Raw genomic sequence first — 26,903 nt, forward strand, 5'->3', positions numbered from 1 at the left:
GTCAGGCCGACGCGGTGGCGGCGACGTGCCGGTCGAGGGCGGCGAGCTGGTCGCGCAGGGCGCGGACCCTGTCGTCGTGGTCCTGCTGGACGTCGTGGGCGAACAGCAGCATGGCGGGCAGCGACGTCGCGAAGTAGTCGACGGTCGCCCGGCGGCCGTCCTCGGCCTCGACGTACCGCGCGAGGCCGTCCCGCAGGTGCCGTGCGTCGTCGGCACGCCCCAGCCGGCGCAGCGCGAGCACCGAGGCCGCCGTGCGCTCCGAGAACTCCTGGACGGCCATGCCCTCGAAGTCGCCCTGCTGGTCGGCGGCGGTGCGCCAGGCGTCCCGGGCCTCGTCGGCGCGGCCTGCGGCGTCGAGCGCGTCGCCGAGCAGCAGGTGCAGGTCGGCGGTGTTGGCGAGCGGGTGGCGCGCCTCCCCGAGCGACTGCGGCGGAGTGAGGGCCGCGGTGGCGTGCGCCAGCGCGGTCGCGGCGTCGCCGTCGTCCAGGGCCCGCCGGCCGAGGGCGAGGTGCGCGGCGTCCCAGGCTCCCAGCACGCGCCCCTCCCCGCCCTCCCAGGGCTGGAAGGACCGGCCGGCCAGGGTGTCGAGCGCCTCGGCCGCGCGGCCGAGCGCGGTGAGCAGCTCCGCGAGCTGCACGGACAGGTCGTCGCGGGCGTCGACCAGGTCGGGCCGGTCGAGCAGCGTCGCCAGGCGGCGCTCCGGGTCGGTGCCGCGCCGCGCCTCGAGCTGGTCCGCCTCGTACAGCAGGCGGGCGTCGCCGGGGGCGAGGGCCCGCGCGCGGGCGTACCAGGCGGCCGCCGCCGCGGCGTCGCCGCGCACGTTGTAGGCCGCGACGCCGAGGTTCCGCAGCACGACGGCGTCGGTCCCGTCGCCGGCGGCCGCGACCTCCCAGGCCGCGACCGCGTCCTCGCGCCGGCCCGCCGCGTACAGGCGGTGCCCGGCCAGGCCCGCGACGAGCGGGTCCTGCGGCCACGCCCGGCGCAGCCGCGCGAGGGCGTCGTCGTCCGTGGCGGCCGGGAACGCCCAGTCGCGCGGGGCGCGCCGGGCCCGCTCGAGCGCGTCCGCCGCGGCCGCCCGGTCGCCCCGGGCCAGCTCCAGGTCGGCGCGGTGCAGCAGCGCGAGCGCGCGGACGTCCCGCTGCCCGCGCGGGGACGGGCGCGTCGCGACGTCCTCCAGCAGCTCGACGGCGTCCGCGACCTCCCCCGCCGACGCGTGCTCCAGCGCGACGTCGAGCGCGATGGTCGGGTCGGGCGTCGGTCCCGTCGGGACGGCGAGCGCGAGTCGCGCCGCGAGGTCGCGCGCCCACGCGTCGAGGGGGTCGACGGCGAGCGTGCCGCGCACCAGGTCGCGGGCGCGGTCCGCGTCCCCCAGGCGTCGCGCGGCGACCGCCGCGAGGTTGCGGCCCTGCACGTGCTCCGGGCTGCGGCGCAGCAGCGCGTCGAGTTCCTCCGCGGCCTCGGCGTCGCGCCCCTCGGCGAGGTCGAGCCGCGCGGTCGCGACGGCCGCGGCGTCGCGCCACGCCTGGTCCCACGACGCCGTGCCCAGCGCCTCGCGCGCCTCGGCCGTCCGGCCCCGGCGGGCGAGGACCACGCCCAGCCGGTAGTGCGCCTCGCCGTCGCGCGGGTTGGGGTTGCGCACCGTGAGGCGCGCGACCGCGGAGCGCAGCAGCCGCTCGGCCTCCTCCAGGCGGCCCGCGCGCGCCCGCCGGGCCGCGAGCGCCGTCGCGCAGCGCGCGTCCCCGGGGTCGCGGCGCAGCGCCTCGGTCCAGTACGGCTCGGGCGAGCGCGTGGCGTGCCGGTACTGCTCCAGGTGCAGGCCCGTGACGTACAGCTCGTCGACGGACGCGAGGTCCTCCGGCGCGGGCGGCTCGGTGGCGGGCTCCGGCGCGGGGGCGTCGGGGTCCGCCGCGGGCCGCGGGCGCCAGGCGACGAGCGTCGCGCCGTCGTGCTCGACGACGAGCTCGTAGGCGGTCGGGTCGACGCCGGCGGGCCCGGCCACCTCGCGCACGAGCGGCGCCCCGGGCACGACGTCGGCCCGCTCGTCCAGCAGCACCTCGTCGCCGGCCCGCAGCACCACCCGCGCCCCCGGCCGCGGGGACGTGACCGCGACGCCGACGCGCACGGCCGCGCCCTCGACGTCGAGCCGCACCGCCGCGTCCCGGGTCGCCTGGTGCACGGGCCCGACGTCCTGGATCGGGTACCAGTACTGCGAGAACGTCGTCGTCTCCCCCGGGCGCAGGAACGCGAAGTCCGGCTGGTTGTCGGTGAAGACCCCCGCCATGAGCTCCACGTACGGGCCGTTCGTGTCCGTGAGGTGCCGGTCCCACGCCCAGCCGAACGGCGCGTTCCCCCACGTCCACATCTTCTTGCCGGGCGAGACCCGATGGTCCGCCCAGTGCACGAACCCGGCACGGGCGGTGTGGTCGTAGCCCCCGAAGAAGTCGTCCTGCGAGCCCAGGCACATGTACGACGTCGGCACGGGGATGTTGCGGTACCGGTCCAGGCGGTCGCCGTCGGGGCGCTCCGCGGTGCGCTGCGCCGGGTAGTCGACCCCGTAGTAGCGACCCGACGCCGCGGGGAAGGTCGTCACGGCGCGCTTGGCGTGGTCGGCCACGACCGTCACGTCCGTGGGGAAGAACGCCTGGTAGTCGTCGTGCACCGCGGCGGCCACGTTGGCCCACCACAGGAACGTCTGCACGTCGTCGGTCCGGTTGACGAGGCGGACGCGCAGCTCGACGAGCGCGCTGTCCGGGCGCAGCCGCACGCCGTGCATCCCCTGCATGCGCGCGAACGGGTCGTGGTCGGAGCACCACACCGTCACCGCGCCGTCCGGCTCGTGCTCGATCCACGCCTCCGTCGGCAGGAACGTCGCGGGCCGGTGGTGCTGCGGCCAGTTGAGCTCTACGCCCCCCGAGAGCCACGGCCCGAGCAGCCCGACCAGCGCCGGCTTGATGACGTCGTTGCGGTAGAAGAAGTCGTAGCCGCGCGTGCGGTCGAGGCCCACGTGGATGCGCCCGCCCAGCTCCGGCAGCACCATCAGCCGCACGTACGCGTTCTCCAGGTGGATCGCGTCCCACTCGCGGGGCGCCTTGGTCTGCTCGACGCGATCGACGAACGGCATCGGGTACACCGCCCCCGACGACCCCTGGTACACCCGCTGGTCCAGGTACGCCGGGTACCGGTCCGGCTCGCCGATGTCGTACGTGTCGATGGACACCGGCTCGCGCCACCCGCGCACGGGCCGGTCGGCGAGGCTGTCCGGGGCGGACGGCAGGACGATCCGCGACTCTTCTCCTGGCATGCGACGAACGTAGGCCGCTTGACCGCACGGCACGATGGGCGATTCCCTGGGACGCATGGACGAAACGACGGTCGAACGCGGCGTCGCGACCGAGGTCGGGGGCGAGGGCGCGCTCCGCGACGGCTTCGCCGGTCAGCGCATGGTCGTCGTGCCGCGCCCGGCGGTCCGCGCGGCCCTCGCACGCCCGGTGACGGCCCGGTTCGTCGTGACGGACGCCGGGTTCTTCCCGCACGCCGCCCGCCACGGGCGGTCGCGACCCGACGGCGCCCGGGAGCACGTCCTGCTGGTCTGCACCGACGGCGCCGGTTGGTGCCGCACGCCGGACGGCCGGTTCGACGTCCGACCCGGGGACGTGGTGCTGGTGCCGGCCGGGTCGTCGCACGAGTACGCCGCCGCCGAGCACGACCCGTGGACCCTCTGGTGGCTGCACGCCACCGGCCGGGACGCCGACGAGCTCGTCCGCGCGGCACGCGAGACGGCCGGCGGCCCCGTGACCCACCTCCGGGACCCGGCGCCCGTGGCGAGCCTCGTCTCCCAGGTGATCGACGCGCTCGACGCCGGCACGGCGGGCGGTCTCGTGACCGCGACCGGCGCGGCCTGGCACGCCCTCGCCCTCGTCGTGGCGACCGGACGCCGCTCCCCCGGCCCCGCCCCGGACCCCGTGGAGCGCGCCGTCGAGCACCTGCGGTCGACCGCCCCGCGCCGCACGTCGGTGGAGTCGCTGGCGGCCATGGTCGGACTGAGCCCGTCGCAGCTCGGCAGCCTGTTCCGGGCGCAGGTCGGTACTTCGCCGCTGCGCTATCAGACCGGGCTGCGGATGGCCCGGGCGCGAGAGCTCCTCGACAGCACGGACCTCCCGGTCACGGCCGTCGCGCAGGCCAGCGGGTACGACGACGCGCTGTACTTCTCGCGTCAGTTCACCCGCGTGCACGGGTCGTCACCGACCGCCTATCGCGCCCGGGGCCGCTGAGCGGACGGCGCGTGCTGCCCCTCAGGCGGCGGCGTCGCCCAGGGTCAGGCGGCGGTTCCAGGTCCGCTGCCACTCGACGTTGTCCCAGCCGGGGTGGTGGGGCGCCGAGTTGGAGCCGAGGACGGCGCCCCAGGCGCCGAGCTCGATGCACCGGGTGATCGCGCGCTCGGCGATGCCCTGGCCGACGGGGCCGTCCTCGAACTCGGCGAGCAGCGGGGTGTAGCCGACCCACCCCTCGCCGATCACGAGAGGAGTGCCCGTGCGCCGTGCGTGGCGCGCCAGCACGTCGAGCCGCTCGTCGACCGCGGTGCTCATGGCCTCCCGCCACCGGCCGTAGTTCTCGTACAGCCACCGGTCCCAGCGCGCGGTATCCATCCAGTCGTGGCTGTAGAACATGCTCGCGGAGACTCCCGTGGCGGACAGGCGCCACGGGTCGACCTTGCCCTCGTACGACGCCATGTCCGGGGCGTCGTCGCGCAGCAGGGACCGCAGCTCCGGGGAGGGGAACCCGTCGACGGCGCGCACCCCGGCCCACTTCTCGAGCGCGCCGAGCACGCCGTAGACGTAGATGTGGAAGTGGGCGACCTCGCCGTTGTCGGGGACGGCGCCGATGTCGAGGTGCGGCGGGATGCCGTAGCAGGTCGTGGCGAGGATGTCGGGGTGGCGCTCCTGCATGCGGGCCACCGCGGACTCCACGAACGGGCGCTGGGGCCAGTAGACGTCTGCCGGGCCGCCACCGCCCGCCAGGGAGAGGCGGCTCAGGTCGACCTCGTTGTGCAGCTCGGCGTAGGCGATGCGCTCGGCGAGGCCGTGGTCCTTGAGGAACTGCACGAGGTCGGACATGGCCTCGGCCATGACGCGGTGGCGGTCGTCCGGATCCACCGCCATGAGGGCCTCGTACCACTCCGGTCCCTCGAGGAACGCCGGGCTCTGCTGGTACTCCCAGGACGACAGGATGACGTGGCAGCCGTGGCGCTCCGCCGCCCGGAAGAGCTCCAGGAGGTGGGCCCGGCCGTCGAGGACGGCCCCGCCGGCGGCGTCGTACCACCGCGTCCTGACCCCGACGTCGCCGCCCATGCTCGTGAAGCGCAGCGCGGCGGTGTCGATGCCGTGGTCGCCGAAGAGCAGGAACGGCATCGCGCAGATCCGCACGGTGTTGTAGCCGCGCTCGACGGCCTGCTCGAACGCGACGTCGAGATCGGCGAACGGCTCACCCGGGGTGGTCCGGGTGTACCAGGTGAAGTCCCACAGGCTGATCGTCAGGCGGGAGGGGAGGTGCAAGGGCACCTTCGACACGGGGTGGGGCACGGCGCGGCCTTCCGGTGATCGGGTGTCGTGCTGGTCAGTCGTGCGATGCGCCGAGGCACGAGGACCGCGCCGCCGCCGTGGCGTCGCACCCTCGTCCCCGAGCGGCCTGACGATCACGGTAGAGACGCCGCGCGGGGGCGGGGAATGTCCGATCCGGCGGACGACATGGACGAATCAGCGGTCGCCGGCGTCCGCCCGCTCGAGCACGACCAGCCGCACCACGCGGCCGGACTCCCGCTCGTAGGCGCGATACCCCGGCCACTGCGCCTCGATGCGCGCCCACAGCGCGTCCCGCTCGCCGTCGTCGGTGACGGGGGTCGCGCGGACGTCGAAGCGCCGGCCGCGGACGCTGACGGCGGCGTCCGGGTGCGCGAGCAGGTTGTACGTCCACGCGGGGTGGCGGTCGCGCGCGAACGACGTGCCCGCGACCACGAGGCGTCCGGCGCCCACGGGCGTGTACATGAGGTAGGTGTCGCGCGGCTCGCCGGACCGGGCCCCGGTGGTGTGCAGCACCAACGAGGGCACCAGCACGGCCGAGAGCTGGAACCGGCCGCGCGTGAGCCGCGCCAGCGCGCGTTCCACGGGCGGCAGCACGACGGGGGCGACGGCCCGGAACGCGCGCGTCCGGGTGATCGGCGCGACGACGGACCGGACGACGTGCAGCACGCTGGCCATGCCCCATTCTGGGGTGGTGCCCTCGCCACGGTCGTCCGCACGCGCCCTGGGCGTGGTGCGCCTGCTCTGGGTGGCCGGGTTCCTCGTGGGGACGACGACCCACGTGGTCGACCTGGTGCTGGGCGGCACCGACGTCTACGCCGGGTATCCCGCGGGCGTCCGCGCGTTCTGGGTGGCGCTGACCGTCGTCGACCCGCTGGTCGTGACGCTGGTCCTGCTGCGGCGGCGGGCCGGGGTGGCACTGGGCGTGGTGGTGATGGTCGCCGACGTCGCGGTGAACGGGAGCATGCTCGCGGCCACGGGCGACGGCCTGGCCGGACTCGTCCCGCAGTCGCTGTTCGCCGTCTTCGTGCTGGTGACGGCGCGGCCGCTCGCCGCACGGTTCCGTGCGACGAGCGGCCGGGTGCCGGAGACGGGATGACCCGCCCCGGCCGTCACGCCACGGTGGACGTCACCACCCGCGGGTCGGCGACGGTCACCTCGTAGGTGTCGCCGGTGACGACGAGCGTCGCGCGGGGCGTCGCCGTCCCCGGCAGGTCGCGCTTCTCCGAGCGGCGGGCGCTGGTGATGGCCCCGCCGGTGGCGTGCTGCACGTCCTCGGCCTCGGCGTCGGGCGTGGCGGCCACGTGCGACCCGACCCACACCTCGGCGTCGCCCGGCTCGACGACGCGCACGAGGCGGCGGTCGGCGAACGCGAGCCGGGTCGTCGGCACGGCGAACGTCACGACGACGGACTCCCCCGGCTCGAGCGCGACGCGGCGGTACGCGAGCAGCTGCGCCACGGGCCGGGTCACCGACCCGACCACGTCGCGCCCGTAGAGCTGCACGACGTCCGACCCGGCGACGGTCCCGGTGTTGGTCACCCGGACGGCCGCGGCGAACGTGCCGCCCGCGGCGACCTCGCCGTCGACGGCCAGGTCGGTGTACGCGAACGTGGTGTACGACAGGCCGAAGCCGAACGGTCGCAGCGGCGTCGAGTCGGTGGACGTGACGTCGGACGGCCCGCCCAGCACGGGGTGCAGGTACGAGTACGGCTGCGCCCCGGCCGACCGGGGCAGCGACACCGGCAGGCGGCCCGACGGGTTCATCGCGCCGGCGATCGCCGCGGCGACCGCGGTGCCGCCCTCCTCGCCGGGGAAGAACGCCTGCAGCACCGCGCCCGGGCGCCGGTCGTCGGAGTCGCCCGCGACGTCGAGCGCCCAGTCGATCGCGTACGGCCGGCCGCTGAGCACCACCATGACGACGGGGGTGCCGGTGGCGAGCACGGCCTCGACGAGCCCGCGCTGCACGCCGGGCAGCTCCAGCGACTCGGCGTCGTTGCCCTCGCCCACGGTGCCGCGGCCGAAGAGGCCCGCGTGGTCGCCCACGACGACGACGGCCACGTCGGCCGACGACGCGGCGGCGACCGCCTCCGCGAAGCCGGACGTGTCCTCGCCCTCGACGTCGCAGCCCGCGGCGTGCACCAGCTCGGGCTGCGGCAGCCCCGCGGAGCGGAACGCGCCGCCCAGCGACTCGAACACGGTGGGGATGTGGAAGCCCTTCGGCACCTCGGGGTGGTGCGCCAGCACGTGGTTGGCGAACGAGTAGCAGCCCATGAGGGCGTCGCTGCGGTGCGCGTTGGGGCCGACGACGGCGACGCGCACCGGGGCGGCGCTCCACCGCGTGAGCGGCAGCACGCCGTCGTTGCTGAGGAGCACGAGCGACTCCTCCGCCAGACGACGCGCCACGTCCCGGTGGGCGGGCGAGTCCAGGTCGACGACCGCGGGCGGCTCGCCGGCGAAGGCGTCGTCGTCGAGCAGCCCGAGCTCCTCCTTCTGCGCGAGGGCGCGCAGCACGGCGCGGTCCACGTACCGCTCGTCGAGCCCGCCCGCCCGGACGACCTCCGCGAGCGGCTCGAGGTAGGCGTCGCCCGACGGCAGCTCGACGTCGAGGCCCGCCGCGAGCGCCTGCGCGGCCGCCTGCCCGCGGTCCGCGGCCACCCGGTGCATCACCTCGAGGAACGCGACGCCGAAGTAGTCCGCGACGACGGTGCCCTCGAAGCCCCACTCGTCGCGCAGGATCCCGGTGAGGTGCTCCGCGCTGGCGTGCATCGGCACGCCGTCGACGTCGACGTACGACGCCATGACCGACCGCACGCCGCCGTCGCGCACCGCCATCTCGAACGGCGGGAGGAAGACGTCGGCCATCTCCCGCGGGCCCGCCGAGACGGGCGCGTGGTTGCGACCGGCGCGCGACGCCGAGTACCCGACGAAGTGCTTGAGCGTGGCGTGCACGCCGGCGTCCTGCAGGCCCCGCACGTACGCGGTGCCGACCGTGCCGACGAGGTAGGGGTCCTCGCCGATGCACTCGTCGACGCGGCCCCAGCGGGGGTCGCGCACGACGTCGAGCACGGGCGCGAGGCCCTGGTGGATGCCGAGCGCCCGCATGGACCTGCCGATGACGGCGCCCATCTCGGCCACGAGGTCCGGGTCGAACGACGCGCCCCAGGCGAGCGGCGTGGGGAACGTCGCCGCCTTCCACGCGGACAGGCCCGTGAGGCACTCCTCGTGCACGAGGGCGGGGATGCCGAGGCGCGTCTCGCGCCGCAGCCGCTGCTGCTCCGCCCACAGCCAGGCGGCGCGCTCCGCCGGGTCGACCGGCCGCGTGCCGTACACGCGGGTGTAGTGGCCGATGCCGTGCCGGGTGACCTCCTCGAGGCGGCCGCCGTCACCGGCGGCCATCTCGCCCTGCATGGGGGCGACGACCTCGCCGCCCTTGTCGAGCCAGTAGCCGACCAGCTGCGCGAGCTTCTCCTCCAGGGTCATGCGGGCGTGCAGCGCGGTCACGCGCTCGGACACCACGGGCAGCGCCGGCAGCTCCGGCACCGTGGGGACAGGGTGGGTCACGTGCTCTCCTTGGGTCATCCCTTCACGGCTCCCTGCAGGCCGTTCACGATGCGCTTCTGCATCGCGAGGAAGAACACCAGCGCAGGGATCATCGCCAGCGTCGTGAAGGCGAACACGCCCGCGGTGTCGGCCGAGTGCTCCGAGGAGAAGTCGGCGACGCCGAGGGGCAGCGTCCGCATGTCGCCCTGCAGCAGCAGCAGGGGCAGGAGGTAGGCGTTCCAGGAGCCGACGAACGCGAGCACGCCCACGGTCACCATCCCCGGCCCGGACAGGGGCAGCAGGATCCGCCAGAAGAACCCGATGCGGCTGGCGCCGTCGAGCTGCGCCGCCTCCTCGAGCTCGGTGGGCAGCGCCTGGAGGAACGGGCGCAGGATGACGACCGTCATCGGCAGCGCGAACGCCGCCTGCGGCAGCGCCACGCCCCACCACGTGTTGCCCATCTGGTAGTTCTGCGTGATGAGGATGAACAGCGGGATGATCGCCACCGTGGCGGGGAACAGCAGCCCGATCACGAACACCATGAACAACGCCTCGCGACCCTTGAAGCGGTACCGCGCGAGGGGGTAGGCGGCCATGATGCCGAACACCACGACGACGGCGGTCGTGACGACGGCGATGATCGTGGAGTTGAGGAAGTACCCCCAGAACGGCGAGTCCGCCGCGAGCACGCCGGCGTAGTTGTCCCACACCCACGGGCTGGGCAGGCCGGCCGGGTCCTCCGCGAGCTGGGCGTTGGAGCGGAACCCGCCGAGCACGCCGTACAGCACGGGCCCGAGGGTCACCGCCACCACGACGAGGGCGATCGCGTAGACCAGCGGGCTCCCGCCGGAGAACGACTTCTTCCGCGCCCCGCCGGACGACGCACGGGCGGGGTTGCGGCCAGAGGTGCGGGCGGGGGTCGTCACGGCGCTCATCGGCCGCCCTCCTTGCTGTCGCGGCTCAGGATGAACTTCTGGTACGCGAGCGCGAGCACCAGCGCGATGACGAACAGCACCACGGAGGCGGCGCCGGCGATGCCGAAGTTCTGCCGCTTGGTGCCCTCGTTGACGAGGAACGTCGCCATCGTCGTCGTGGCGTTCGCGGGCCCGCCTCCGGTGAGGATCCACACCATGTCGAAGAGCTGGAGCGAGCCGATCATCGACAGGAAGCCCCAGGTGCGCATGGTCGGGCCGAGCAGCGGGATGGTGATGCGGCGCTGCACCTGCCACCAGGAGGCGCCGTCGAGCTGTGCGGCCTCGTACAGCTCGTCGGGCACGCCCTGCAGGCCGGCGAGGAAGAGGATCACGGCGAGGCCGAGGTACTTCCAGGTGAGCACCACGAGCACGGTCCACAGCGCGTACTCGGGCGTGCCGAGGAAGCCCTGCTCCGGCCCGTGCAGCCCCACGGCGGCGAGCAGCGTGTCGATGACGCCGTACTGCGGCTGCAGCAGCTGGAACCACACGACGCCGGCGATGACCTCCGCCAGCACGTACGGCACGAAGATGATCGTGCGCAGCAGGCCCTGGCCCCACATCTTGCGGTTGAGCAGCAGGGCGATCGCGAGCCCGAGCGGCAGCTGCAGCAGGATCGAGCCCACCACGATGATGAGGTTGTGCACGACGGCGTCGGTGAACACCTCGTTGGTCAGCACCGACACGTAGTTGCGCAGGCCGACGAAGTCGACCATCGGGCCGAAGCCCTTCCACTTGTACAGCGACATCTGCACGGCCGTGGCGATCGGGACCACCACGAAGGCCACGAGGAGCGCGAGCGCCGGCGTCACGAACAGGGCGATCTCCGCCCGCTTGCGCCAGGCGGCGGCACGGCCGCGGCGCTCCGGACGGCGGTGCCCCCGCCCGGCCCGGGGGCCGGGGGGGGGGCCGCCAGCGGGGGGGGGGAGAATGCCCGGGCCCGGGGGGCGGGGCGGCGGGCGGCCACCGGCTACCCAACCCGGGCTAACCCCGCCCGGTTGCCCCGGGGGGGGCCCCGGCCGGGCCGCCCGGCCGGGGGCCCCGCCGCCCGTGCCGGGGCACGGTCGGCGGACCGGACTGCGGTGTCCGTCATCGTCCGGTCACTGGTCCGCTTCCGCGGCGGACTGCACCGCGTCGACCACGTCCTGCGGGGTCGCCTTGCCGGCGAACTGCAGGGCGATCGCGTCGTTCATCGCGCCACCGACCGACGCTCCGAGGAGCGTGTCGAGGTACAGCTGGATCTCCGGGGCGCCGTCACGCACCTCGAGCAGCTCGGCCAGCGCCGGGTCGGAGACCGACGAGGACGCGGCCGGGTTGGTCGGCAGGCCCATGTCGAGCTCGGCGAAGCCCGTCTGCACCTCGTCGCTCAGCAGGTACTCGGCGAACTCGACCGCCACGTCGGGCGCGTCCTTCGACACGGCCCACGCGTCGCCGCCGCCCATCTGCGCACCGTCGGTGCCCTGCTGACCGTCGATCGACGGGTAGGGGAACCAGCCGGTGTCGTCGCCCAGGCCGGAGCCGTCCTCCGTGAGCCCCTGCATGACGCCGGGCTCCCAGTGGCCGGCCAGCTCCATCGCGACCTTGCCCGAGGCGAGCAGGCCCGAGGCCGACGTGGGGCCGGTCTGCGCGGGCGTGGTGAGGAAGCCCTTGTTGAACGGCTCGGTGGCGAGCAGCTCGTCGAGCGAGTCGCCCGCCTTGACGAAGCACGGGTCGGAGTAGTCGACGTCGGCGATGGCGGCGTCGAGGGTGTCCTTGGCGCACTGCCGGATGACGTTGTAGTACCAGTAGTGCGCGGCGGGCCACTTGTCGCCCGCGCCCACCGAAGCGGGCGTGACGCCGGCGTCACTGAGCTTGGCGAAGACGTCGTACAGCTCGTCCATCGTGGTCGGGGTCTCGGTGATCCCCGCCTTCTCGAAGAGCGACTTGTTGTACCAGAAGCCGACGACCCCCATGGAGAACGGCAGCGCGTACGACGCCCCGTCCACCTGGAAGCCCGGCATGTACGCGCCGAGCTTGTCGATGGTCTCCGCGGCGGGCTCGGAGAGGTCCTTGAGCAGGCCGGCCTCGACGTGGTCGGCGAGCTCGCCGCCGCCGCGCTCCATGAAGACGTCGGGCGCGTCGCCGGACTGGAAGGCGGCGTCGAGCTTGGTGAGCATGTCCTCGTGCGCCATGGCGCTGACCTCGACGGTGGTGCCGGGGTGGTCCTTCTCGAAGTCGGCGGCGAGCTTGTCGTAGTACTCCTTGCCCTCGCCGGTGTTCGAGTTGTGCCACCACGTGATCGTGCTGGCGTCGGCGCTGCTGCCGCCGTCGTCGTCGCCCTGCGAGCCGGTGCCCTGGCCCGCGCAGGCGGCGCCCAGGAGCGCCACGGTGGTCCCGAGCGCGACCGCGGTGGCGCCGCGGATGATCCTCGTCCTCGTCATCATCGATCCCTTGTCCTCGTCGACGGGCACGGCAGCGACGCTGCCGCGAAGGTAGGAGTGTTCCTGGCACGAGAGTGGCAGGCCGGCCGTCGATTCGTCAATCGTTGTCGATAACGATTTCGAAACCTCACCCGTCGCCGGCTCGGACGCCGACGACGACGCGTCATCGCCGCCCGTATGGCGCATACTGTCGACTCGTGAGCACCGCCGCCGACCCGCCCAGGGGTCCCACCGCACCTGTCGCCGGGCGCGTCACCATCTCCGACGTCGCCCGCGTCGCCGGGGTCTCGGTCGCCACCGTGTCGAAGGTCGTCAACAACCGGTACGGCGTGGCCGCCGGGACGTCCGAACGGGTGCTCGCCGTCGTCGAAGAGCTCGGCTACGAGTCCTCCCTGGTCGCCCGCAGCCTGCGCCGCACCAGCACCAACGTCATCGGCGTGCTCGTCGCCGAGTTCGAGCCGTACTCCACCGAGCTGCTCAAGGGCATCTCGGCCGCCGTGGACGGCACCGGCTACGAGCTCCTCGCCTACGCCGGCCGCACGGACGGCGGCGCGCGCACGGGCTGGGAGCGGCGGTCGCTCTCCCGTCTTGCCGGCACCCTGGTCGACGCGGCGATCGTCGTGACGCCGACGATGGTGATGTCCGCCGACTCCCCCGTGCCCGTCGTCGCCGTCGACCCGCACACCGGGCCCGAGGGCACCCCCACCGTGGACTCCGACAACACGACCGGCGCCCGCGAGGCCGTCGAGCACCTCATCGACCTCGGGCACCGGCGGATCGCGCACCTGGGCGGCCGTGCCGACCTCGAGTCCGCCCGGCTGCGCGAGCTCGGCTACCGGCAGGCGCTCGAGGGCGCCGGCATCGCCGTCGACCCGCTCCTCATCAAGGTGGGCGGCTACCGCCCCGACCTCGCCGACGCGCCCGTGCGCACCCTGCTCGACCGGCCGGACCGCCCCACCGCCGTGTTCGCCGCGAACGACCTGTCGGCCATCCACGTGCTCGAGGTGGCCGGCGAGCTCGGCCTGCGCGTCCCCGAGGACCTGTCCGTCGTCGGCTTCGACAACATCCCCGAGTCGTGGGGCAGCGCTCCCCCGCTCACCACCGTCGCGCAGCCCCTGCACCGCATGGGCGCGGAGGCGCTGCGCATGGTGCTCGACCTCCTCGAGGGCACCGCCCGCGAGCGCCACCTGCGGCTGCCCACGTCGCTCGTCGTCCGTGCCTCGACGGCGCCCCCGCCGAGGTAGTCCGAACCCCCGCGAGGTAGTCGAGGACTCGGCGAGGTAGTCGAGGATTACCTCGCGGGGTCTGAACTACCTCGGCACGACGCGAACTACCTCGGCGCGGTTCGAACTACCTCGCCGGGCCCGGAGCTACCTCGGCAGGGTCAGCGCGCCCGACGGTGCCGACGCTCGGGCTCGCGCGGGCCACGGCGGGCGAGGTGGCGCTGCCGCAGCCGCACCACGACGAACCAGAGCACGAGCAGCCCGATGACCACGAGCACGGCGTTCGAGATGATGCCGCTCCACTGCGCCAGCACGGGCTCGATGGCGGGGCCGAAGGCATAGCCGAGACCCACCCAGATGCCGTTCCACACGCCCGAGCCGATGGCCGTGTAGAGCGTGAACGACCAGAACGGCATGCGCTCGATGCCCGCGGGGATGGAGATGAAGCTGCGCACGAGCGGCACGCAGCGCCCCACGAGGACCGCGACGCGCCCCCACTTCGCGAAGAACGCCTCGGCCTTGTCGAAGTCGGAGCCGTCCATGAGGGGGATGGCGTCGACGATCGCGCGGGTGCGGTCGCGCCCGAGCAGCCAGCCCAGGTACCACCAGATCCAGGCGCCGACGACGGCGCCGATCGTGGCGGCGAGGATCGCCAGCCACGCGTTCATGTGCCCCGCGTAGGCGAGGAAGCCCGCGCCGGGCAGCACCGCCTCTGACGGGATGGGCGGCACGAACGTCTCGATCAGCACCGCCGCCCCCACGCCGACCTCGCCGAGCGTGGTCATCAGGCTCAGCACCCAGCCGATGAACCCGTCGTACTCGGCGGACGGGTCCGTCGCCGAGGCTGCGACGGCGGCGGCGTGCACGACGCCGGTCACGCGCCCGCCTCGTCCTGGAGAGCCGCGTCGAGGGCGGCGCGGGTCGCGGCGACGACGCCGGGGTCGGTGACGTCGTACCCGCCGGCACCGCCGCCCCCGGGGCCGCCGTCGGCGACCACGGTGCGCCGGGCGGAGAGGTGGACGGCGTGCACGCCGGCGCCGACGAGGGCGGGGACGTCGTCCACGCGGACGCCGCCGCCGGCCATGATCTCGACGCCGAGCTCGCGGCCGCGCGCGGCGAGCGCCGCCAGCACGTCGAGGGCCTCGCCGGCCTGCGGGGCGCCGCCCGAGGTGAGGACGCGGCGCACGCCGGCGCGCGCGAGGACGTCGAGGACGGCGACCGGGTCGGGCACCTGGTCGATCGCACGGTGGAACGTGACGGCCGCACCGTCTGCCGCGGCCACGAACGCGGCGAGCGCCGCGGCGTCGACCTCTCCGGCCGCCGTCATGGCGCCGACGACGACGCCGTCCGCACCGGCGTCGAGCACCGCGCGCACGTCGCGCACCTGCACGTCGACCTCGTCGGGCGCGAACACGAAGCCCCCGGCCCGGGGGCGCACCAGGACGTGCACGCCGACGCCCGAGCCGCGCAGCGCGTCGGCGACGGCCGCGACCATGCCGGTCGACGGGGTGAGTCCCCCCGTGCCGGCGAGGGCGGCACACAGCTCGAGACGGTCCGCGCCGCCGGCCGCGGCGACGCGCGCGCCCGCGACGTCCTGCACCGCGATCTCCAGGGCGACGCCACGGCGATCGCGCGGCTGAGCGGGGCTGACGGGCTCGGGGACGGGTTCGGTCGAAGGGTCCGCAGTCACGGCCGCGAGTCTACGGGGGCGCAGGTGACGACGACCGGGGCGACGTGTGACGGGACGGTGCCGGTCGGAGGTGCCGGTCGGAGGTGCCGGTCGGAGGTGCCTGCCCGCGGGGTGGCAGGATCGCCGGGTGCCCTCCTACCGCGTGAGCCTCGCCGTCGGCCTGCTGCAGCCGGGCGTCGATCCCGCCGACGTGCTGCCCGCCGCGGCGGACGCGGCGCGCGGGCTCGTCACCGTCGAGGCGTACGACGTGGGGGTGGTGCGGGGCCGGGCACGCGTCACGGTCCGCTTCACGGCGGAGGACGACGCCGCCGCGCACCGCGTGGCGGACGCCGTCCACGACCGCGTCGACACGCTGGCCGACACGTTCGGCGGCACGCTCACCCGGCGGTGGGGCAACCGCTGGCAGCCCGCCTGACACGGCGGTCCCGACGGCACGGGCGAGCCCGCCGGCCCCGAGGGGCGCGACGGGCTCGCCGTGCGGGCGGCGCCAGGGCCGCCCGGGTGCTCACTGCCCGAAGGCGTCGAGCAGGTTCCGGCGCTCCGCGTCGGTGAGGTTGGTGCTGACCAGGGTCGCGTCGATCCCGTGCAGCCGCTCCGCCAGCCGGTCGGGGTCGATCGGCTCGGTGACGATGAACAGGGCCGACGTGCCGGGCACGATCTCCTTCTTCATCTTCTCGAGGTCCTTCGCGGTGATCCCGACGTCGGACAGCGACCGGGTGATGCCGGCGATCGCCGCGCCGGCGGCCGCGCCCAGCACCGGCAGGAAGAACAGCGCGCCGAGCAGCAGGCCCCAGACCGCGCCCCAGCCCGTGGCCTTGGCGGTGTCGTCGTGCGAGCCGTGGGTGTCCGGCTTCCGCTCGCCCTCCGGCCAGCTCACGACCGCGTGGTCGACGACCTTCACCAGGCCGTCCGCCTCGCCGCCCTTGACGGCCTTGAAGGCGCGGTCGGCCGCACCCGGGTCGTCGAACTTCCAGACCGTGAAATTCGCCATGAGTACCTCCCGACGCCGGGCCGGGTCCGTCCCCGGCTGATGGTCATCCTGGCAGCGTGAACAGACCGCGCAACCGGGCCGGGCGGTCAGTACCGTTGGCCCCATGACCTCCTCCCCCGTCGATCCCACCACCACGACCTCCTGGGGCGACCTGTACGCCCACTACCAGGAGTTCCGGGGCGACCTGCGCGGCTGGTTCGCCGCCGACCCCGGCCGCGCCGCGCGCATGACCCACGTCGCGGGCGACCTGCACGTGGACCTCTCCAAGAACCTCGCCACGGACGAGACGCTGGACCTGCTGGTCCGCCTCGCGAACGAGGTGCGCCTGCCCGAGCGCATCGAGGCGATGTTCACCGGGGAGCACATCAACGTCACGGAGGACCGCGCCGTCCTGCACACGGCGCTGCGCCGTGCCCCCGGCACGCAGCCGCCGCTGGTCGTGGACGGGCAGGACGTCGACGCCGACGTCCAGGCCGAGCTCGACAAGCTGAGCGCGTTCGCCGACCAGGTCCGCGACGGGGCGTGGACCGGCGTCACGGGCAAGCCGGTGCGCACGGTGGTCAACATCGGCATCGGCGGCTCCGACCTCGGGCCGGTCATGGTCTACGAGGCGCTCAAGCCGTACGGCCGCACGGGCGACGACGCCATCGAGGCCCGGTTCGTCTCCAACATCGACCCCACCGACGTCGCGCAGAAGACGGCGGACCTCGACCCGGAGACCACGCTGTTCATCGTGGCGTCCAAGACGTTCGGGACGCTGGAGACGCTCACCAACGCGCGGCTCGCCCGGGCGTGGCTGTGGGAGCGCCTCATCGCGGCGGGCGTCATCGAGGACGACCCCGACGCGAAGCAGGCCGCCGTCAAGGCGCACTTCGTGGCCGTCTCGACCGCCCTCGACAAGGTGGCCGACTTCGGCATCGACCCGGCCAACGCGTTCGGCTTCTGGGACTGGGTCGGCGGCCGCTACTCCGTGGACTCCGCCATCGGCACGTCGCTGGCGATCACGTTCGGCCCCGACGTCTTCCGCGACCTGCTCGCGGGCTTCCGCGCCGTCGACGAGCACTTCCGGAGCACGCCGTTCGAGGCCAACGTGCCCGTCCTCATGGGCATGCTGAACGTCTGGTACAACAACTTCCTCGGCGCCCACACGCACGCCGTCCTGCCGTACGCGCAGCAGCTGCACCGCTTCCCCGCGTACCTGCAGCAGCTGACGATGGAGTCCAACGGCAAGTCGGTGCGCTGGGACGGCTCCCCCGTCACCACCCAGACGGGCGAGGTCTTCTGGGGCGAGCCGGGCACCAACGGGCAGCACGCCTTCTACCAGCTCATCCACCAGGGCACGCGCCTCATCCCGGCGGACTTCATCGCCGTCGCCACCCCCGCCTACCCCCTCAAGGACGACGAGGGCGACGGGAAGACCGTGGCCGCGGGCGCCGACGTGCACGAGCTGTTCCTCGCCAACTTCTTCGCCCAGACCAAGGCGCTCGCCTTCGGCAAGACGGCCGACGAGGTGCGCGCCGAGGGTACGCCCGAGGAGATCGTCGCGGCCCGTGTCTTCTCCGGGAACCGGCCCACGACGTCGATCGTCGCGCCGGCGCTCACGCCGTCGGTGCTCGGCCAGCTCGTCGCGCTGTACGAGCACATCACCTTCGTGCAGGGCGTCGTGTGGGGCATCGACAGCTTCGACCAGTGGGGGGTGGAGCTCGGGAAGAAGCTCGCCCTGGAGATCGCCCCGGCCGTGTCCGGGGACGACGCCGCCCTCGCCGCGCAGGACTCCTCGACGCAGGCGCTCATCCGCTACTACCGGGAGCACCGCGCCTGAACCTGCGCGCCTGAACCTGCGCGCCTGAACCTGACGGCGAGCGGGTGAAATCTGCGGGAGCGCGAGGACCGCACCGCAGGTCACGGGAGCGCTGCCGCACACCGGTGCGGCAGCGCTCCCGTCGCTGCGTACACTGACCGCGGTCGAGAACACGGCCCCTCTCTCGTCCGGAAGGATCCCGCGATGACTGCTGTCGCGCCGAGTGCCCTGGCACAGACCCTCGTCGACCACGCGGAGAGCGTCCGCCCCGCCTGGCTGGACGCCGCCGTGCAGGAGCTGCGCGGACGCACCACCCGGGGCGAGCTCGAGCGCGAGCAGTCCGACATCTACCAGGCCCTCGTCGACGGCCTGCAGGCCGGTGGCACCGCCCTGCAGTCGGAGGCCTTCGACCAGCTGCGCGGCATCCTGGCGGACGTCTCCGCCGCGCGCGCCCGGCTCGGCTTCACGCCCCGGGAGACCGCCGTGGGCGTGTTCGCCCTCAAGGAAGGGCTGTACGGGCTGGCCGGTTCGGCCGACGCCATGACGCGCTTGGTACCGCTGCTGCGCCTCGTGGACGAGCTCGGGCTGTTCACGTTCGAGGCGTTCGCCGCCGCCCGCGAGTCGATCATCAGCGAGCAGGCCGAGCAGCTCCTCGAGCTGTCGACCCCGGTGGTCAAGCTCTGGGAGGGCATCGTGGCGGTCCCGCTGGTCGGGACCCTCGACTCCGCGCGCACCCAGGTCGTCATGGAGAAGCTGCTCAACACCCTCGTCGAGACGGGCAGCACGCAGGCCATCATCGACATCACCGGCGTGCCGGCGGTCGACACCCAGGTGGCCCAGCACCTCCTGCGGACGGTCGTCGCGGCGCGCCTCATGGGCGCGGAGTGCACCATCAGCGGCATCCGCCCCCAGATCGCGCAGACGGTCGTCGCGCTCGGGATCGAGTTCGGGGACATCCGCACCCGCGCGACGCTGGCGGACGCGCTCGTGGACGCACTGCGGGAGGGTCGCCGCTCGCACATCGAGGTGACCGCGTGAGCGACGCCGTCCCCATCCTCAAGATCGGGTCGACGCTGCTCGTCTCGATCCAGGTGGACCTCCAGGACGACACCGCGCTGCAGCTGCAGGAAGACCTGGCCGAGCGCATCACGCGCACCGGCGCGCGCGGCGTCGTCATCGACATCTCGGGCCTGGAGATCGTCGACAGCTTCATCGGCCGGATGCTGGCGTCGGTCGCCGCGATCTCCCGCGTCCTCGACGCGCAGACGGTGGTCGTCGGCATGCGGCCCGCCGTGGCCATCACGATGGTGGAGCTCGGCCTGTCCCTCGGCGGCGTCCGCACGGCGCTGGACGTGGAGCGCGGCCTCGCGATGCTCGCCCCGGCGCAGGAGTCCGCCGAGAGCGTGCTGCTCGCGGCGGCTGCCGAACGAGCGTCGAGATGACGACCGCGCCCTCGGCCACGACGACGGAACGGCTCGAGGTGCGTGCCGACTCCGACGTGGTCAGGGTCCGACAGCTCGTCCGCACGGTGGCACAGCAGGCACGGCTCTCTCTCGTCGACCAGACGAAGCTCGTCACGGCCGCCAGCGAGCTCGCCCGCAACACGCTGGTCTACGGCGGCGGCGGCGAGGTCGAGGTGGAGCTCGTCGCGGACGGCCGACGGTCCGGGGTCCGGGCCGTCTTCTCCGACGAGGGGCCGGGCATCGCCGACCTGGACCTCGCGCTGACGGACGGCTGGACCAGCGGGAACGGGCTGGGCCTCGGGCTGTCCGGCTCACGACGGCTCGTGGAGCAGTTCTCGATCGACACGGCACCGGGAGCAGGGACCCGGGTCGAGATCGTGACCTGGTCGCGATGATCTCCCCGTCGGGGTCGTCCTCGCCCGACACGGCGGTCGCCCTGGAGGCCGGGGTCTGGCACACCGTCGACCATCCCTCCGCCGTCGGCGCGGTCCGGCGCGCCGCGACGACGGCCGCGCTGAGCCTCGGCCTGGGCGAGTCGCGCGCCGCGGAAGCCGGACTGGTGGTGTCCGAGCTGGCGTCCAACCAGACCCGGCACGCCGGCTCGGGGGCGGTGTCGCTCCGCGTCCGTCGTTGGGACGACCATGCCGCGCTCGAGGTGCTGGCGGTGGACTCCGGCCCCGGCATGCGCGACCTCGCCGCCGCGATGCGCGACGGGGTGTCCTCGCGCGGCACGCTCGGCATCGGGCTCGGCACGCTGCCGCGGCTCACCAGCTCGTGGGACGCCTGGTCGGCGCCCGGGCAGGGCACGGTGGTGGCCGCCACCTTCGCGTCCCCCGGAGCCCGGCCCGACCCCGCACCGGGGGCGGGCCTGACCCGGCCGATGACCGGGCAGGTCGTCTGCGGTGACGCGTTCGCCCTGCGGACGGACGACGGCATGACCTCGGTCCTCGTCGCCGACGGGCTCGGCCACGGTCCGCTGGCCGCCGTCGCCTCGCAGTCGGCTGTCCGCGCGTTCCTCGAGGCGCAGCCGGCAGGCCCGGCCGTGCTCCTCGACCGGGTGCACGGCGCCCTGGGTGGCACGCGCGGGGCGGCGGTCTCCGTCTCGCGGGCGGAGCACGGGACGCTGCGGCACGCCGGGCTCGGCAACATCGGCGGCACCGTCCAGGGCAGCGGCCGGTCGCGGAGCCTCGTGAGCCAGCCCGGCATCGCCGGCACCCATGCCCGGGCCGTCCGCGAGGTCGTCGTCCCCGTCAGCCCCGGCGACCTGCTCGTGCTGCACTCCGACGGGCTCACCGACCGCGCGAGCCTGGCCGCCTACCCGGGGCTCAGGGAACGCGCGCCCCTCGTCGTCGCGGGCCTCCTGATGCGCGACTTCGCCGTACGACGGGACGACGCGTGCGTCGTGGTCGTCCCGCTGGGAGGCACCCCGTGACGACAGCCGACACCCCGCTCCTCGCCACCCGGCTCGAGAGTGACACCGACCTGCTGGCCCTCCGCCGCGCGGGCCGCGAGATCTCGCGTGCCATGGGCCTCGACGTCCACCACCAGGTGCGGGTCGCCACCGCGCTCTCCGAGGTCGGTCGTGCCGCCGTCGCGCTCGGGCCCGTCGAGGTCACCATCGGCCTCGACCGGGGCGCCCGGCCGCTCCTGCGTGCGGACCTCGAGTCGGCCGCCGGCCTGACCACGACCGGCAGCGCCGCCGACGGCGGCGTCCCCGCGGCGCGGCGCCTCGTCGACGAGGTCGTGCTCGGCGCCGACGGCCGCCACGTCACCCTCGTGGTGGAGCTGGGGGCCTCCGCGCCCCTCGACGCCGCGACCACGGACGCGCTGCGCCGCGCGATCACCGTCGGCTACGGCGCCAACGCCCTCGACGAGCTGCGGGTGCAGAACGCCGAGCTGCTGCGCACCCACGACGAGCTGGTGGCGCAGCGGGAAGAGCTCCGCCGGCTCAACACCGAGCTGGAGGAGACGAACCGCGGCGTCCTCGCGATGTACCACCAGCTCTCCGCGGAGCTGGAGGAGACCAACACCGGCGTCGTCGCGCTGTACGCCGAGCTCGACGAGCGCGGCCGGGAGCTGGCGGCCGCGAACGAGGCCAAGTCGCGCTTCCTGCGCAACGTCAGCCACGAGCTGCGCAGCCCGGTCAACTCCATCATCGGACTGACCTCGCTCCTGCAGGCGTCGACGATGGCCGGGGACCAGGCCGAGCAGGTGGAGTTCGTGCGCGACAGCGCGGCCACGCTGCTCACCCTCGTCGACGAGCTCCTCGACCTCGCGCGCGCGGAGGCCGGGCACCAGGACGTGGCGCCCGCGCCGATCGACGTGCCGGCGCTGCTCGACGAGCTCCGGGGCACGACGCAGCCCCTGGTGCGCGACGGGGTGGAGCTGGTGGTCGCGTGCGAGCCCGGGCTGGCGCTCGTCAGCGACCGGCGTCTGGTCGCGCGCGTCCTGCGCAACCTCCTGACGAACGCCGTCAAGTTCACCGAACGAGGCAGCGTGCGGCTCGACGTCCGCGCCGAGGGCGACGCCGTCCGGTTCGTCGTCGAGGACACCGGCCTGGGGATCGGGCCGGAGCACCTGGACGCCGTGTTCGAGGAGTTCGTCCAGGTGCCCAACCGGCTCCAACCGAGCGTCCGGGGCACGGGCCTCGGCCTGCCCTACGCCCGGCGCACCTCCGAGGCCCTCGGCGGGACGCTGACGGCGCGCTCGGCGCCCGACGTCGGCAGCACCTTCACCGTCGTCCTCCCCGTCGAGCCCGCAGCCCCGGCCGAGCTCCCGCCGGCCGTCCCGACGACCGCACGCTCCCTCGGCGCGGCATCGTCGGGCGCCGCGACCGGGCTCGGGCACGTGCTGGTCGTCGACGACGACCGGTCGTACGGCGCGTACGTCGCGGGGCTGCTGCGCGAGGACGCCGACCGCGTCAGCGTCGCCCACGACGGGCGGCACGCGCTCGCGCTGCTGCGGGACGCCCGTGCCGACGCGGCCGTCGTGGACGTGCGGCTGCCGGAGCTCGACGGCGTGGGCCTGCTCGCCCGCCTCCGGGCCGAGCACCCCGACCTGGCCGTCGCGCTCATGTCCAGCGGCCCCGCCCCGGAGCAGACGGGGGTGGAACGGCCGGCGCCCTTCCTGCCGAAGTCGACGCTCGACCGCACCGCCCTCACCCGCGCGCTCCGCGACGGCGGTGCCCCATGACACCTGCCGACCGCACCGTCCTCGTCGTGGACGACACCCGCGCGCACCGCTACGTCATGGCGACATGGCTGCGGGGCGCGGGCTTCGACGTGCTCGAGGCCGGGACCGGCGCGGAGGCGCTGGACCTCGTGGCGGCGACGATCGACGCGGTGGTCCTCGACGTCAACCTCCCGGATCTCACCGGGACCGAGGTCTGCCGCCGGATCAAGTCGGACCCGCGGACCGCCCACGTGCCGGTGCTGCACGTGTCCGCCACCTCCATCGACGCCGCCGCACGGACCGCAGGGCTGGACGGCGGCGCCGACGCGTACCTGCCCGAGCCCCTCGACCAGGACGAGTTCCTGGCCACCGTGGGCGCCCTGTGCCGCACGCACGACGCCCACCGGGACGCCGGGCGCACCGCGCGCCGGCTCGAGGCGCTCGCCGACGCGCTCGCTCCCCTGCACCAGGCCCGCACCCAGGAGCTCGTGGCCGATCTCGTCGCCCAGGGCGCCTGCGCCGTGCTCGGGCGCCCCGCCGTGGCGATGGTGGTCGTCGACCCGCAGACCGTGGTCCGCGCGGTGTGCCCCGCCCCGGACGCGCCTCTGGTGCGCGGGCGCGGGGCGCTCCCCGTGCTGCCGCCGGGGCCGGTCTCGTCGGCCACGTTCGGCCCCGACGACGTGCCCGACCACTGGGTCCCGCTCCTGGCCCAGGCGGGCGTGCCGCGGTCGGCCTGGTGGACGGTGTGGCTGCGCGACGCCGAGGGCACGCTCGTGGGCGGGCTGGCGCTGCAGGCCGACGACGCCTCCAGCAGCCCGTCGACGGAGGAGCGCGAGGTCGCCGCCCGGTTCACCGAGGCCATCACCGTGGCCCTCCGGAACCTCAAGACCTTCGCCGAGGAGCACCGCATCGCGATGGCCCTCCAGCGCCGGCTCCTCCCCTCCGGCCTCACGGTGCGCGGCGGTGTCGAGGTCGCCGCCCGCTACGAGGCGTCGGACGAGCGCCTCGACGTCGGCGGGGACTTCTACGACGCCTTCGACCTGCCCGACGGCCGGGTCGCCGTCGTGATCGGGGACGTCCAGGGACACTCGCTGCGGGCGGCCACCGTCATGGCCGAGGTCCGCCTCACCCTCCGCGCCTACCTGCGCGAGGGGCACGATGCCGCCCGCGCGCTCGACCTGCTCAACGACTCGCTGCGGCAGGACCACCCGGAGCTCACCACGGTGTGCGTCTGCGTCATCGACCCCGCGGACGGCAGCGTCGAGATGACCGACGCCGGCCACCTGCCTCCGCTCGTGGTCCGTGCCGACGGGACGGTGGTCGCGGAGAAGTCGCCGGCCCGCCTCCTGGGCCTGGCGAGCCCGGACGAGCGGCCCGCACGGCGCGACGCGCTGGGCCCGGGCGACCTCCTGGTGCTCGTCACGGACGGGCTCGTCGAGCGCCGCGACCGCACCCTGCGGGAGGGCATCCACGAGCTCGTGGACGCGGCCCGCACGCTCGCCGGGCTGGCCCCCGCGGACGTGTGCTCACGCCTGGTGGACAGGTTCGCCGACGCCGGTCGGGAGGACGACGTCGCCGTCGTGGTCGTCCGTCGGGTGCACGACCCTCAGTCGCCGCTCGGCACCTGACCCTTCACGTCGTCATACCCCGCCAGGCTCGGTAGCTCGCCTGACGCGTAGACGAGGCGGACCACGCCGGTCGGGAAGGCCTCCGACCGGCGCAGGGCCAGCGGGTAGACCGTGTCGCCCTCGTCGAAGAGGCGCGCGCCGCGGCGGGCCACGACCGGGTGCACCAGCAGGCGCAGCTCGTCGAGCAGACCTGCCGCGAGGAGCTGGCGCACGACCGACAGCGACCCCGGCACGAGGATCTTCTCCACGCCGGCCTCGGCCTTCAGCGCCTCGACGGCGGCCGACAGGTCGCCGTCGAGGCGCTCGACGTGGCGCCAGCCGAGGTCGTGCGCCGAGCGGGTCACGACCACCTTGCGCATGTCCCCCAGCCGCCGGGCGAACGCCGCGTCCTCCTCACCCGCCTCCTCCCGCCCGGGCCACGCGCCGGCGAAGCTGTCGTAGGTGACGCGGCCGATCAGCAGGACGTCGGTGTCGCGGTAGTCGTCGTCGACGGCGCGGGCCATGTGGTCGTCGAAGTAGGGGAAGTGCCAGGCGGGGTCGATCTCCGCGACGCCGTCGAGCGAGATGAACAGGGTGGACACGACCGTGGCCATGAGGGCTCCTCCGGGACGGGCGGACGGCGGGGCCGACCCGGTCCGCTGAGGAGATCATCGCGGTGCCGCCGGCCCGTCGCACCTAGGATCAAGGCCTATGCCGGCCCTGGACCCTCGCGCGATCCTCGACCGGCGGCCCACGCGCCGCCCGTCGGTGGGCGTCATCGTGACGATCGCGGTGTCGTCGGCGTGCCTGCTCGCCGCGCTGGTGGTGACGTCGGCGGAGGGCCCGACGTTCCTCGAGGGCCTGTTCCTCGCGGTCCTGCCGCTCCCCCTGCTGCTGGCGGGCGTGCTCGCCCTCGACCGCCTCGAGCCGGAGCCCCCGGACGCCCTGGTGCTCGCGTTCCTGTGGGGCGCGGGCGTGTCCGTGCTGGTCGCGATGGGGATCAACACGGCCGGGCTCACGCTGCTGTGGACGCCGCTGCTCGGCCAGGAGGAGGGGTTCGTCGCGACGGCGGTCGTCACCGCGCCCGTGGTCGAGGAGACCCTCAAGGCGCTGGTCCTCGTGGGCATGCTCTGGTTCCGTCGGCACGAGCTCAACGGCCCCACGGACGGCATCATCTATGGGTCGATGGTGGGCCTCGGCTTCGCCACGGTGGAGAACATCCACTACTACACGGTGGCGGGCCCGGAGGGGCTGGCCGCGACGTTCGTGGCGCGCGGGCTCCTGTCGCCGCTGATCCACCCGCTGTGCACGTCCCTCACCGGCCTGGGGATCGCGACGGCGGCGCTCGCCCCGCGCGGCTGGGCGCGGGTGTGGCCCGTGCTCCTCGGCCTGCTCGGCGCGATGACGTACCACGCGCTGTGGAACGGCGCCGCGTCGCTCGGCGTCGAGGCCGTCGTGGCCGTGTACCTGCTGGGCCTGGGGATCGTGGTCGGGCTGCTCGTCGTCGTGCGCCGCGACCGCGCCCGCATCGTGGGGCTCATCGGGCAGCACCTGCCGCAGTACGGCCCGCTGGGTGTCGTCGCCCTGCCGGACGTCGTGATGCTCACGTCGCTGACGCGGCGCCGCCGGGCCCGCGCCCGGGTCCGCGCCGCGGGCGGCCCCGGCCCGGCCCGCGCGATGCGCGACTACCAGCAGGCCGCGACCGAGCTGGCGATGCTGCACCGCCGCCTCGACCGTGGGCTGGTGGACCAGGTCGGGTTCGAGCGGCAGCGCGGCCCCCTGCTCGCGCTCATGCTCGCGGCCCGGAAGGTGTTCACGCCGCTCTGGCGCCCCGAGGCCGCGCCCCGCTGAGGCCCAGCATGATCACGCCGCCCACGGCGAGGTGCTCCAGCAGGAGCAGCACCGTCGCGCCGGCGCTCGCCGCCCCCAGCGGGCCCAGCAGGGAGACGAGCAGGACGGCGCCGCTCAGCACCAGCCAGGCACGCCGCCCACCGTTCGGGCGGCGCAGCAGGAGCGCGCGGACGCCCCACCCGCCGAGAGCCGCGGTGAGGCTGGTGGCGATGACCAGGGAGATCGTGACCTCGAGGGTGCCCGAGCCCGCCCGCACCTGCGGGTCCACGCCCGCCAGCGTGCCGACGAGGTAGACCACCGCGCCGGCCAGCACGGCGCCCACCACGACCGTCCGCGGACGGTTCCACCACGCCCGGTCGCGCCACGAGCGTCCGGCCGGGCCTCCGGGGGTCCGGCCCTGCGCGCCGGTGCCGGTGATGTCGGTCCTGCCCTGCGTCCCGTTCATGTCGTCCCCTCCTTCGCCGCCGGCACCCTGCCGACAGGACGACGCTCCCGCGCGCACCGCAGGTCGCGCGCCCTGCCGTGGTCGGTCGTCGTCGCGCCGTCCGGCGGGAGCACCCCCGACTTTCGTCGGTGTCGCCGGCGGGAGGTCCGCCG

General features: G+C 74.7%; 24 protein-coding genes. 12 read left to right on the plus strand and 12 right to left on the minus strand.

Going from position 1 to position 26,903, the window contains the following annotated elements; genetic code table 11:
- Position 1 precedes the first annotated feature (1 nt).
- Positions 2–3,301, minus strand: a complete 3,300-nt coding sequence (locus ACFQ8Y_RS08925) for a DUF5107 domain-containing protein (protein WP_430585243.1) — start codon at positions 3,299–3,301, stop codon at positions 2–4.
- A 55-nt stretch (positions 3,302–3,356) separates the two neighbouring features.
- Here ACFQ8Y_RS08925 and ACFQ8Y_RS08930 point away from each other — a divergent pair, with 55 nt between their 5' ends.
- Positions 3,357–4,271: a helix-turn-helix domain-containing protein gene (locus ACFQ8Y_RS08930; RefSeq protein ID WP_430585244.1), complete on the plus strand. Its 915-nt coding sequence runs from the start codon at positions 3,357–3,359 to the stop codon at positions 4,269–4,271.
- A 21-nt stretch (positions 4,272–4,292) separates the two neighbouring features.
- Here ACFQ8Y_RS08930 and ACFQ8Y_RS08935 read toward each other — a convergent pair whose 3' ends face one another.
- Together ACFQ8Y_RS08935 and ACFQ8Y_RS08940 are read right to left on the minus strand one after the other, a co-directional pair.
- Positions 4,293–5,579: a cellulase-like family protein gene (locus ACFQ8Y_RS08935; protein WP_430585245.1), complete on the minus strand. Its 1,287-nt coding sequence runs from the start codon at positions 5,577–5,579 to the stop codon at positions 4,293–4,295.
- Positions 5,580–5,753: 174 nt separating this feature from the next.
- The gene (locus tag ACFQ8Y_RS08940; RefSeq protein WP_430551478.1) at positions 5,754–6,254 is read right to left on the minus strand and encodes a nitroreductase family deazaflavin-dependent oxidoreductase; all 501 of its coding nucleotides are present in this window, start codon (positions 6,252–6,254) and stop codon (positions 5,754–5,756) included.
- 16 nt (positions 6,255–6,270) lie between these two features.
- Between ACFQ8Y_RS08940 and ACFQ8Y_RS08945 the strand changes: the two genes are divergently transcribed.
- Complete coding sequence (locus ACFQ8Y_RS08945) at positions 6,271–6,675, plus strand: hypothetical protein (RefSeq protein ID WP_430585246.1); 405 nt, start codon at positions 6,271–6,273, stop codon at positions 6,673–6,675.
- Between the two features lie 13 nt (positions 6,676–6,688).
- Here the strand turns inward: ACFQ8Y_RS08945 and ACFQ8Y_RS08950 are convergent, their stop codons facing one another.
- From ACFQ8Y_RS08950 to ACFQ8Y_RS08965, 4 genes are all read right to left on the minus strand, one after another.
- Positions 6,689–9,157 carry a beta-glucosidase gene (locus tag ACFQ8Y_RS08950; RefSeq protein ID WP_430585247.1) on the minus strand — a complete coding sequence of 823 codons (2,469 nt, stop codon included), beginning with the start codon at positions 9,155–9,157 and terminating at the stop codon, positions 6,689–6,691.
- Positions 9,154–10,053 (minus strand): carbohydrate ABC transporter permease, encoded by a 900-nt coding sequence (locus ACFQ8Y_RS08955; protein WP_430551482.1) that lies wholly within the window; start codon positions 10,051–10,053, stop codon positions 9,154–9,156. Before ACFQ8Y_RS08955 ends, ACFQ8Y_RS08950 begins: the two co-directional genes overlap by 4 nt.
- On the minus strand, positions 10,050–11,021 hold the full coding sequence (locus tag ACFQ8Y_RS08960; RefSeq protein ID WP_430585259.1) for a carbohydrate ABC transporter permease: 972 nt from the start codon (positions 11,019–11,021) through the stop codon (positions 10,050–10,052). The genes ACFQ8Y_RS08955 and ACFQ8Y_RS08960 overlap by 4 nt, the downstream gene beginning before the upstream one ends.
- Before the next feature lie 168 nt (positions 11,022–11,189).
- The gene (locus ACFQ8Y_RS08965; RefSeq protein WP_430551484.1) at positions 11,190–12,509 is read right to left on the minus strand and encodes an ABC transporter substrate-binding protein; all 1,320 of its coding nucleotides are present in this window, start codon (positions 12,507–12,509) and stop codon (positions 11,190–11,192) included.
- Positions 12,510–12,706: 197 nt separating this feature from the next.
- On the opposite strand from ACFQ8Y_RS08965, the gene ACFQ8Y_RS08970 reads away from it, so the two are divergent.
- Positions 12,707–13,753 (plus strand): LacI family DNA-binding transcriptional regulator, encoded by a 1,047-nt coding sequence (locus ACFQ8Y_RS08970; RefSeq protein ID WP_430551485.1) that lies wholly within the window; start codon positions 12,707–12,709, stop codon positions 13,751–13,753.
- Between the two features lie 140 nt (positions 13,754–13,893).
- Here ACFQ8Y_RS08970 and ACFQ8Y_RS08975 read toward each other — a convergent pair whose 3' ends face one another.
- Positions 13,894–14,610 (minus strand): DedA family protein, encoded by a 717-nt coding sequence (locus tag ACFQ8Y_RS08975; RefSeq protein ID WP_430551487.1) that lies wholly within the window; start codon positions 14,608–14,610, stop codon positions 13,894–13,896.
- A complete protein-coding gene (locus tag ACFQ8Y_RS08980) occupies positions 14,607–15,344 on the minus strand; it encodes a copper homeostasis protein CutC (RefSeq protein WP_430585260.1) in 738 nt (245 codons plus the stop codon). Before ACFQ8Y_RS08980 ends, ACFQ8Y_RS08975 begins: the two co-directional genes overlap by 4 nt.
- A gap of 205 nt (positions 15,345–15,549) precedes the next feature.
- Here ACFQ8Y_RS08980 and ACFQ8Y_RS08985 point away from each other — a divergent pair, with 205 nt between their 5' ends.
- The gene (locus ACFQ8Y_RS08985) at positions 15,550–15,837 is read left to right on the plus strand and encodes a hypothetical protein (RefSeq protein ID WP_430551488.1); all 288 of its coding nucleotides are present in this window, start codon (positions 15,550–15,552) and stop codon (positions 15,835–15,837) included.
- A 90-nt stretch (positions 15,838–15,927) separates the two neighbouring features.
- Here ACFQ8Y_RS08985 and ACFQ8Y_RS08990 read toward each other — a convergent pair whose 3' ends face one another.
- Positions 15,928–16,413, minus strand: coding sequence for a DUF1269 domain-containing protein (locus ACFQ8Y_RS08990; RefSeq protein ID WP_430551489.1), 486 nt, complete (start codon positions 16,411–16,413; stop codon positions 15,928–15,930).
- Positions 16,414–16,516: 103 nt separating this feature from the next.
- On the opposite strand from ACFQ8Y_RS08990, the gene pgi reads away from it, so the two are divergent.
- From pgi to ACFQ8Y_RS09025, 7 genes are all read left to right on the plus strand, one after another.
- Complete coding sequence (gene pgi / locus ACFQ8Y_RS08995) at positions 16,517–18,235, plus strand: glucose-6-phosphate isomerase (protein ID WP_430551490.1); 1,719 nt, start codon at positions 16,517–16,519, stop codon at positions 18,233–18,235.
- Positions 18,236–18,418: 183 nt separating this feature from the next.
- Positions 18,419–19,252 (plus strand): STAS domain-containing protein, encoded by an 834-nt coding sequence (locus tag ACFQ8Y_RS09000; RefSeq protein WP_430551491.1) that lies wholly within the window; start codon positions 18,419–18,421, stop codon positions 19,250–19,252.
- On the plus strand, positions 19,249–19,656 hold the full coding sequence (locus ACFQ8Y_RS09005) for an STAS domain-containing protein (RefSeq protein ID WP_430551492.1): 408 nt from the start codon (positions 19,249–19,251) through the stop codon (positions 19,654–19,656). Before ACFQ8Y_RS09000 ends, ACFQ8Y_RS09005 begins: the two co-directional genes overlap by 4 nt.
- Positions 19,653–20,072, plus strand: coding sequence for an ATP-binding protein (locus tag ACFQ8Y_RS09010; RefSeq protein WP_430551493.1), 420 nt, complete (start codon positions 19,653–19,655; stop codon positions 20,070–20,072). The genes ACFQ8Y_RS09005 and ACFQ8Y_RS09010 overlap by 4 nt, the downstream gene beginning before the upstream one ends.
- Positions 20,069–21,109 carry an ATP-binding protein gene (locus ACFQ8Y_RS09015; protein ID WP_430585248.1) on the plus strand — a complete coding sequence of 347 codons (1,041 nt, stop codon included), beginning with the start codon at positions 20,069–20,071 and terminating at the stop codon, positions 21,107–21,109. Before ACFQ8Y_RS09010 ends, ACFQ8Y_RS09015 begins: the two co-directional genes overlap by 4 nt.
- Entirely contained in the window at positions 21,106–22,869 is a 1,764-nt protein-coding gene (locus ACFQ8Y_RS09020; protein ID WP_430585249.1) for an ATP-binding protein, read from the plus strand. Before ACFQ8Y_RS09015 ends, ACFQ8Y_RS09020 begins: the two co-directional genes overlap by 4 nt.
- Complete coding sequence (locus ACFQ8Y_RS09025; protein ID WP_430585250.1) at positions 22,866–24,476, plus strand: SpoIIE family protein phosphatase; 1,611 nt, start codon at positions 22,866–22,868, stop codon at positions 24,474–24,476. Before ACFQ8Y_RS09020 ends, ACFQ8Y_RS09025 begins: the two co-directional genes overlap by 4 nt.
- Here the strand turns inward: ACFQ8Y_RS09025 and ACFQ8Y_RS09030 are convergent.
- Complete coding sequence (locus ACFQ8Y_RS09030) at positions 24,455–25,069, minus strand: dihydrofolate reductase family protein (RefSeq protein WP_430585251.1); 615 nt, start codon at positions 25,067–25,069, stop codon at positions 24,455–24,457. The two genes, ACFQ8Y_RS09025 and ACFQ8Y_RS09030, sit on opposite strands and share 22 nt — an antisense overlap.
- Positions 25,070–25,166: 97 nt before the next feature.
- Between ACFQ8Y_RS09030 and ACFQ8Y_RS09035 the strand changes: the two genes are divergently transcribed.
- A complete protein-coding gene (locus ACFQ8Y_RS09035; protein ID WP_430551498.1) occupies positions 25,167–26,306 on the plus strand; it encodes a PrsW family intramembrane metalloprotease in 1,140 nt (379 codons plus the stop codon).
- On the opposite strand, the gene ACFQ8Y_RS09040 is transcribed toward ACFQ8Y_RS09035, so the two are convergent.
- A complete protein-coding gene (locus tag ACFQ8Y_RS09040) occupies positions 26,269–26,751 on the minus strand; it encodes a DUF6069 family protein (RefSeq protein ID WP_430585252.1) in 483 nt (160 codons plus the stop codon). The two genes, ACFQ8Y_RS09035 and ACFQ8Y_RS09040, sit on opposite strands and share 38 nt — an antisense overlap.
- Between the last annotated feature and the right edge of the window lie 152 nt (positions 26,752–26,903).

The organism is Isoptericola sp. NPDC056605 (assembly GCF_042792795.1).
Taxonomy (GTDB): domain Bacteria; phylum Actinomycetota; class Actinomycetes; order Actinomycetales; family Cellulomonadaceae; genus Isoptericola.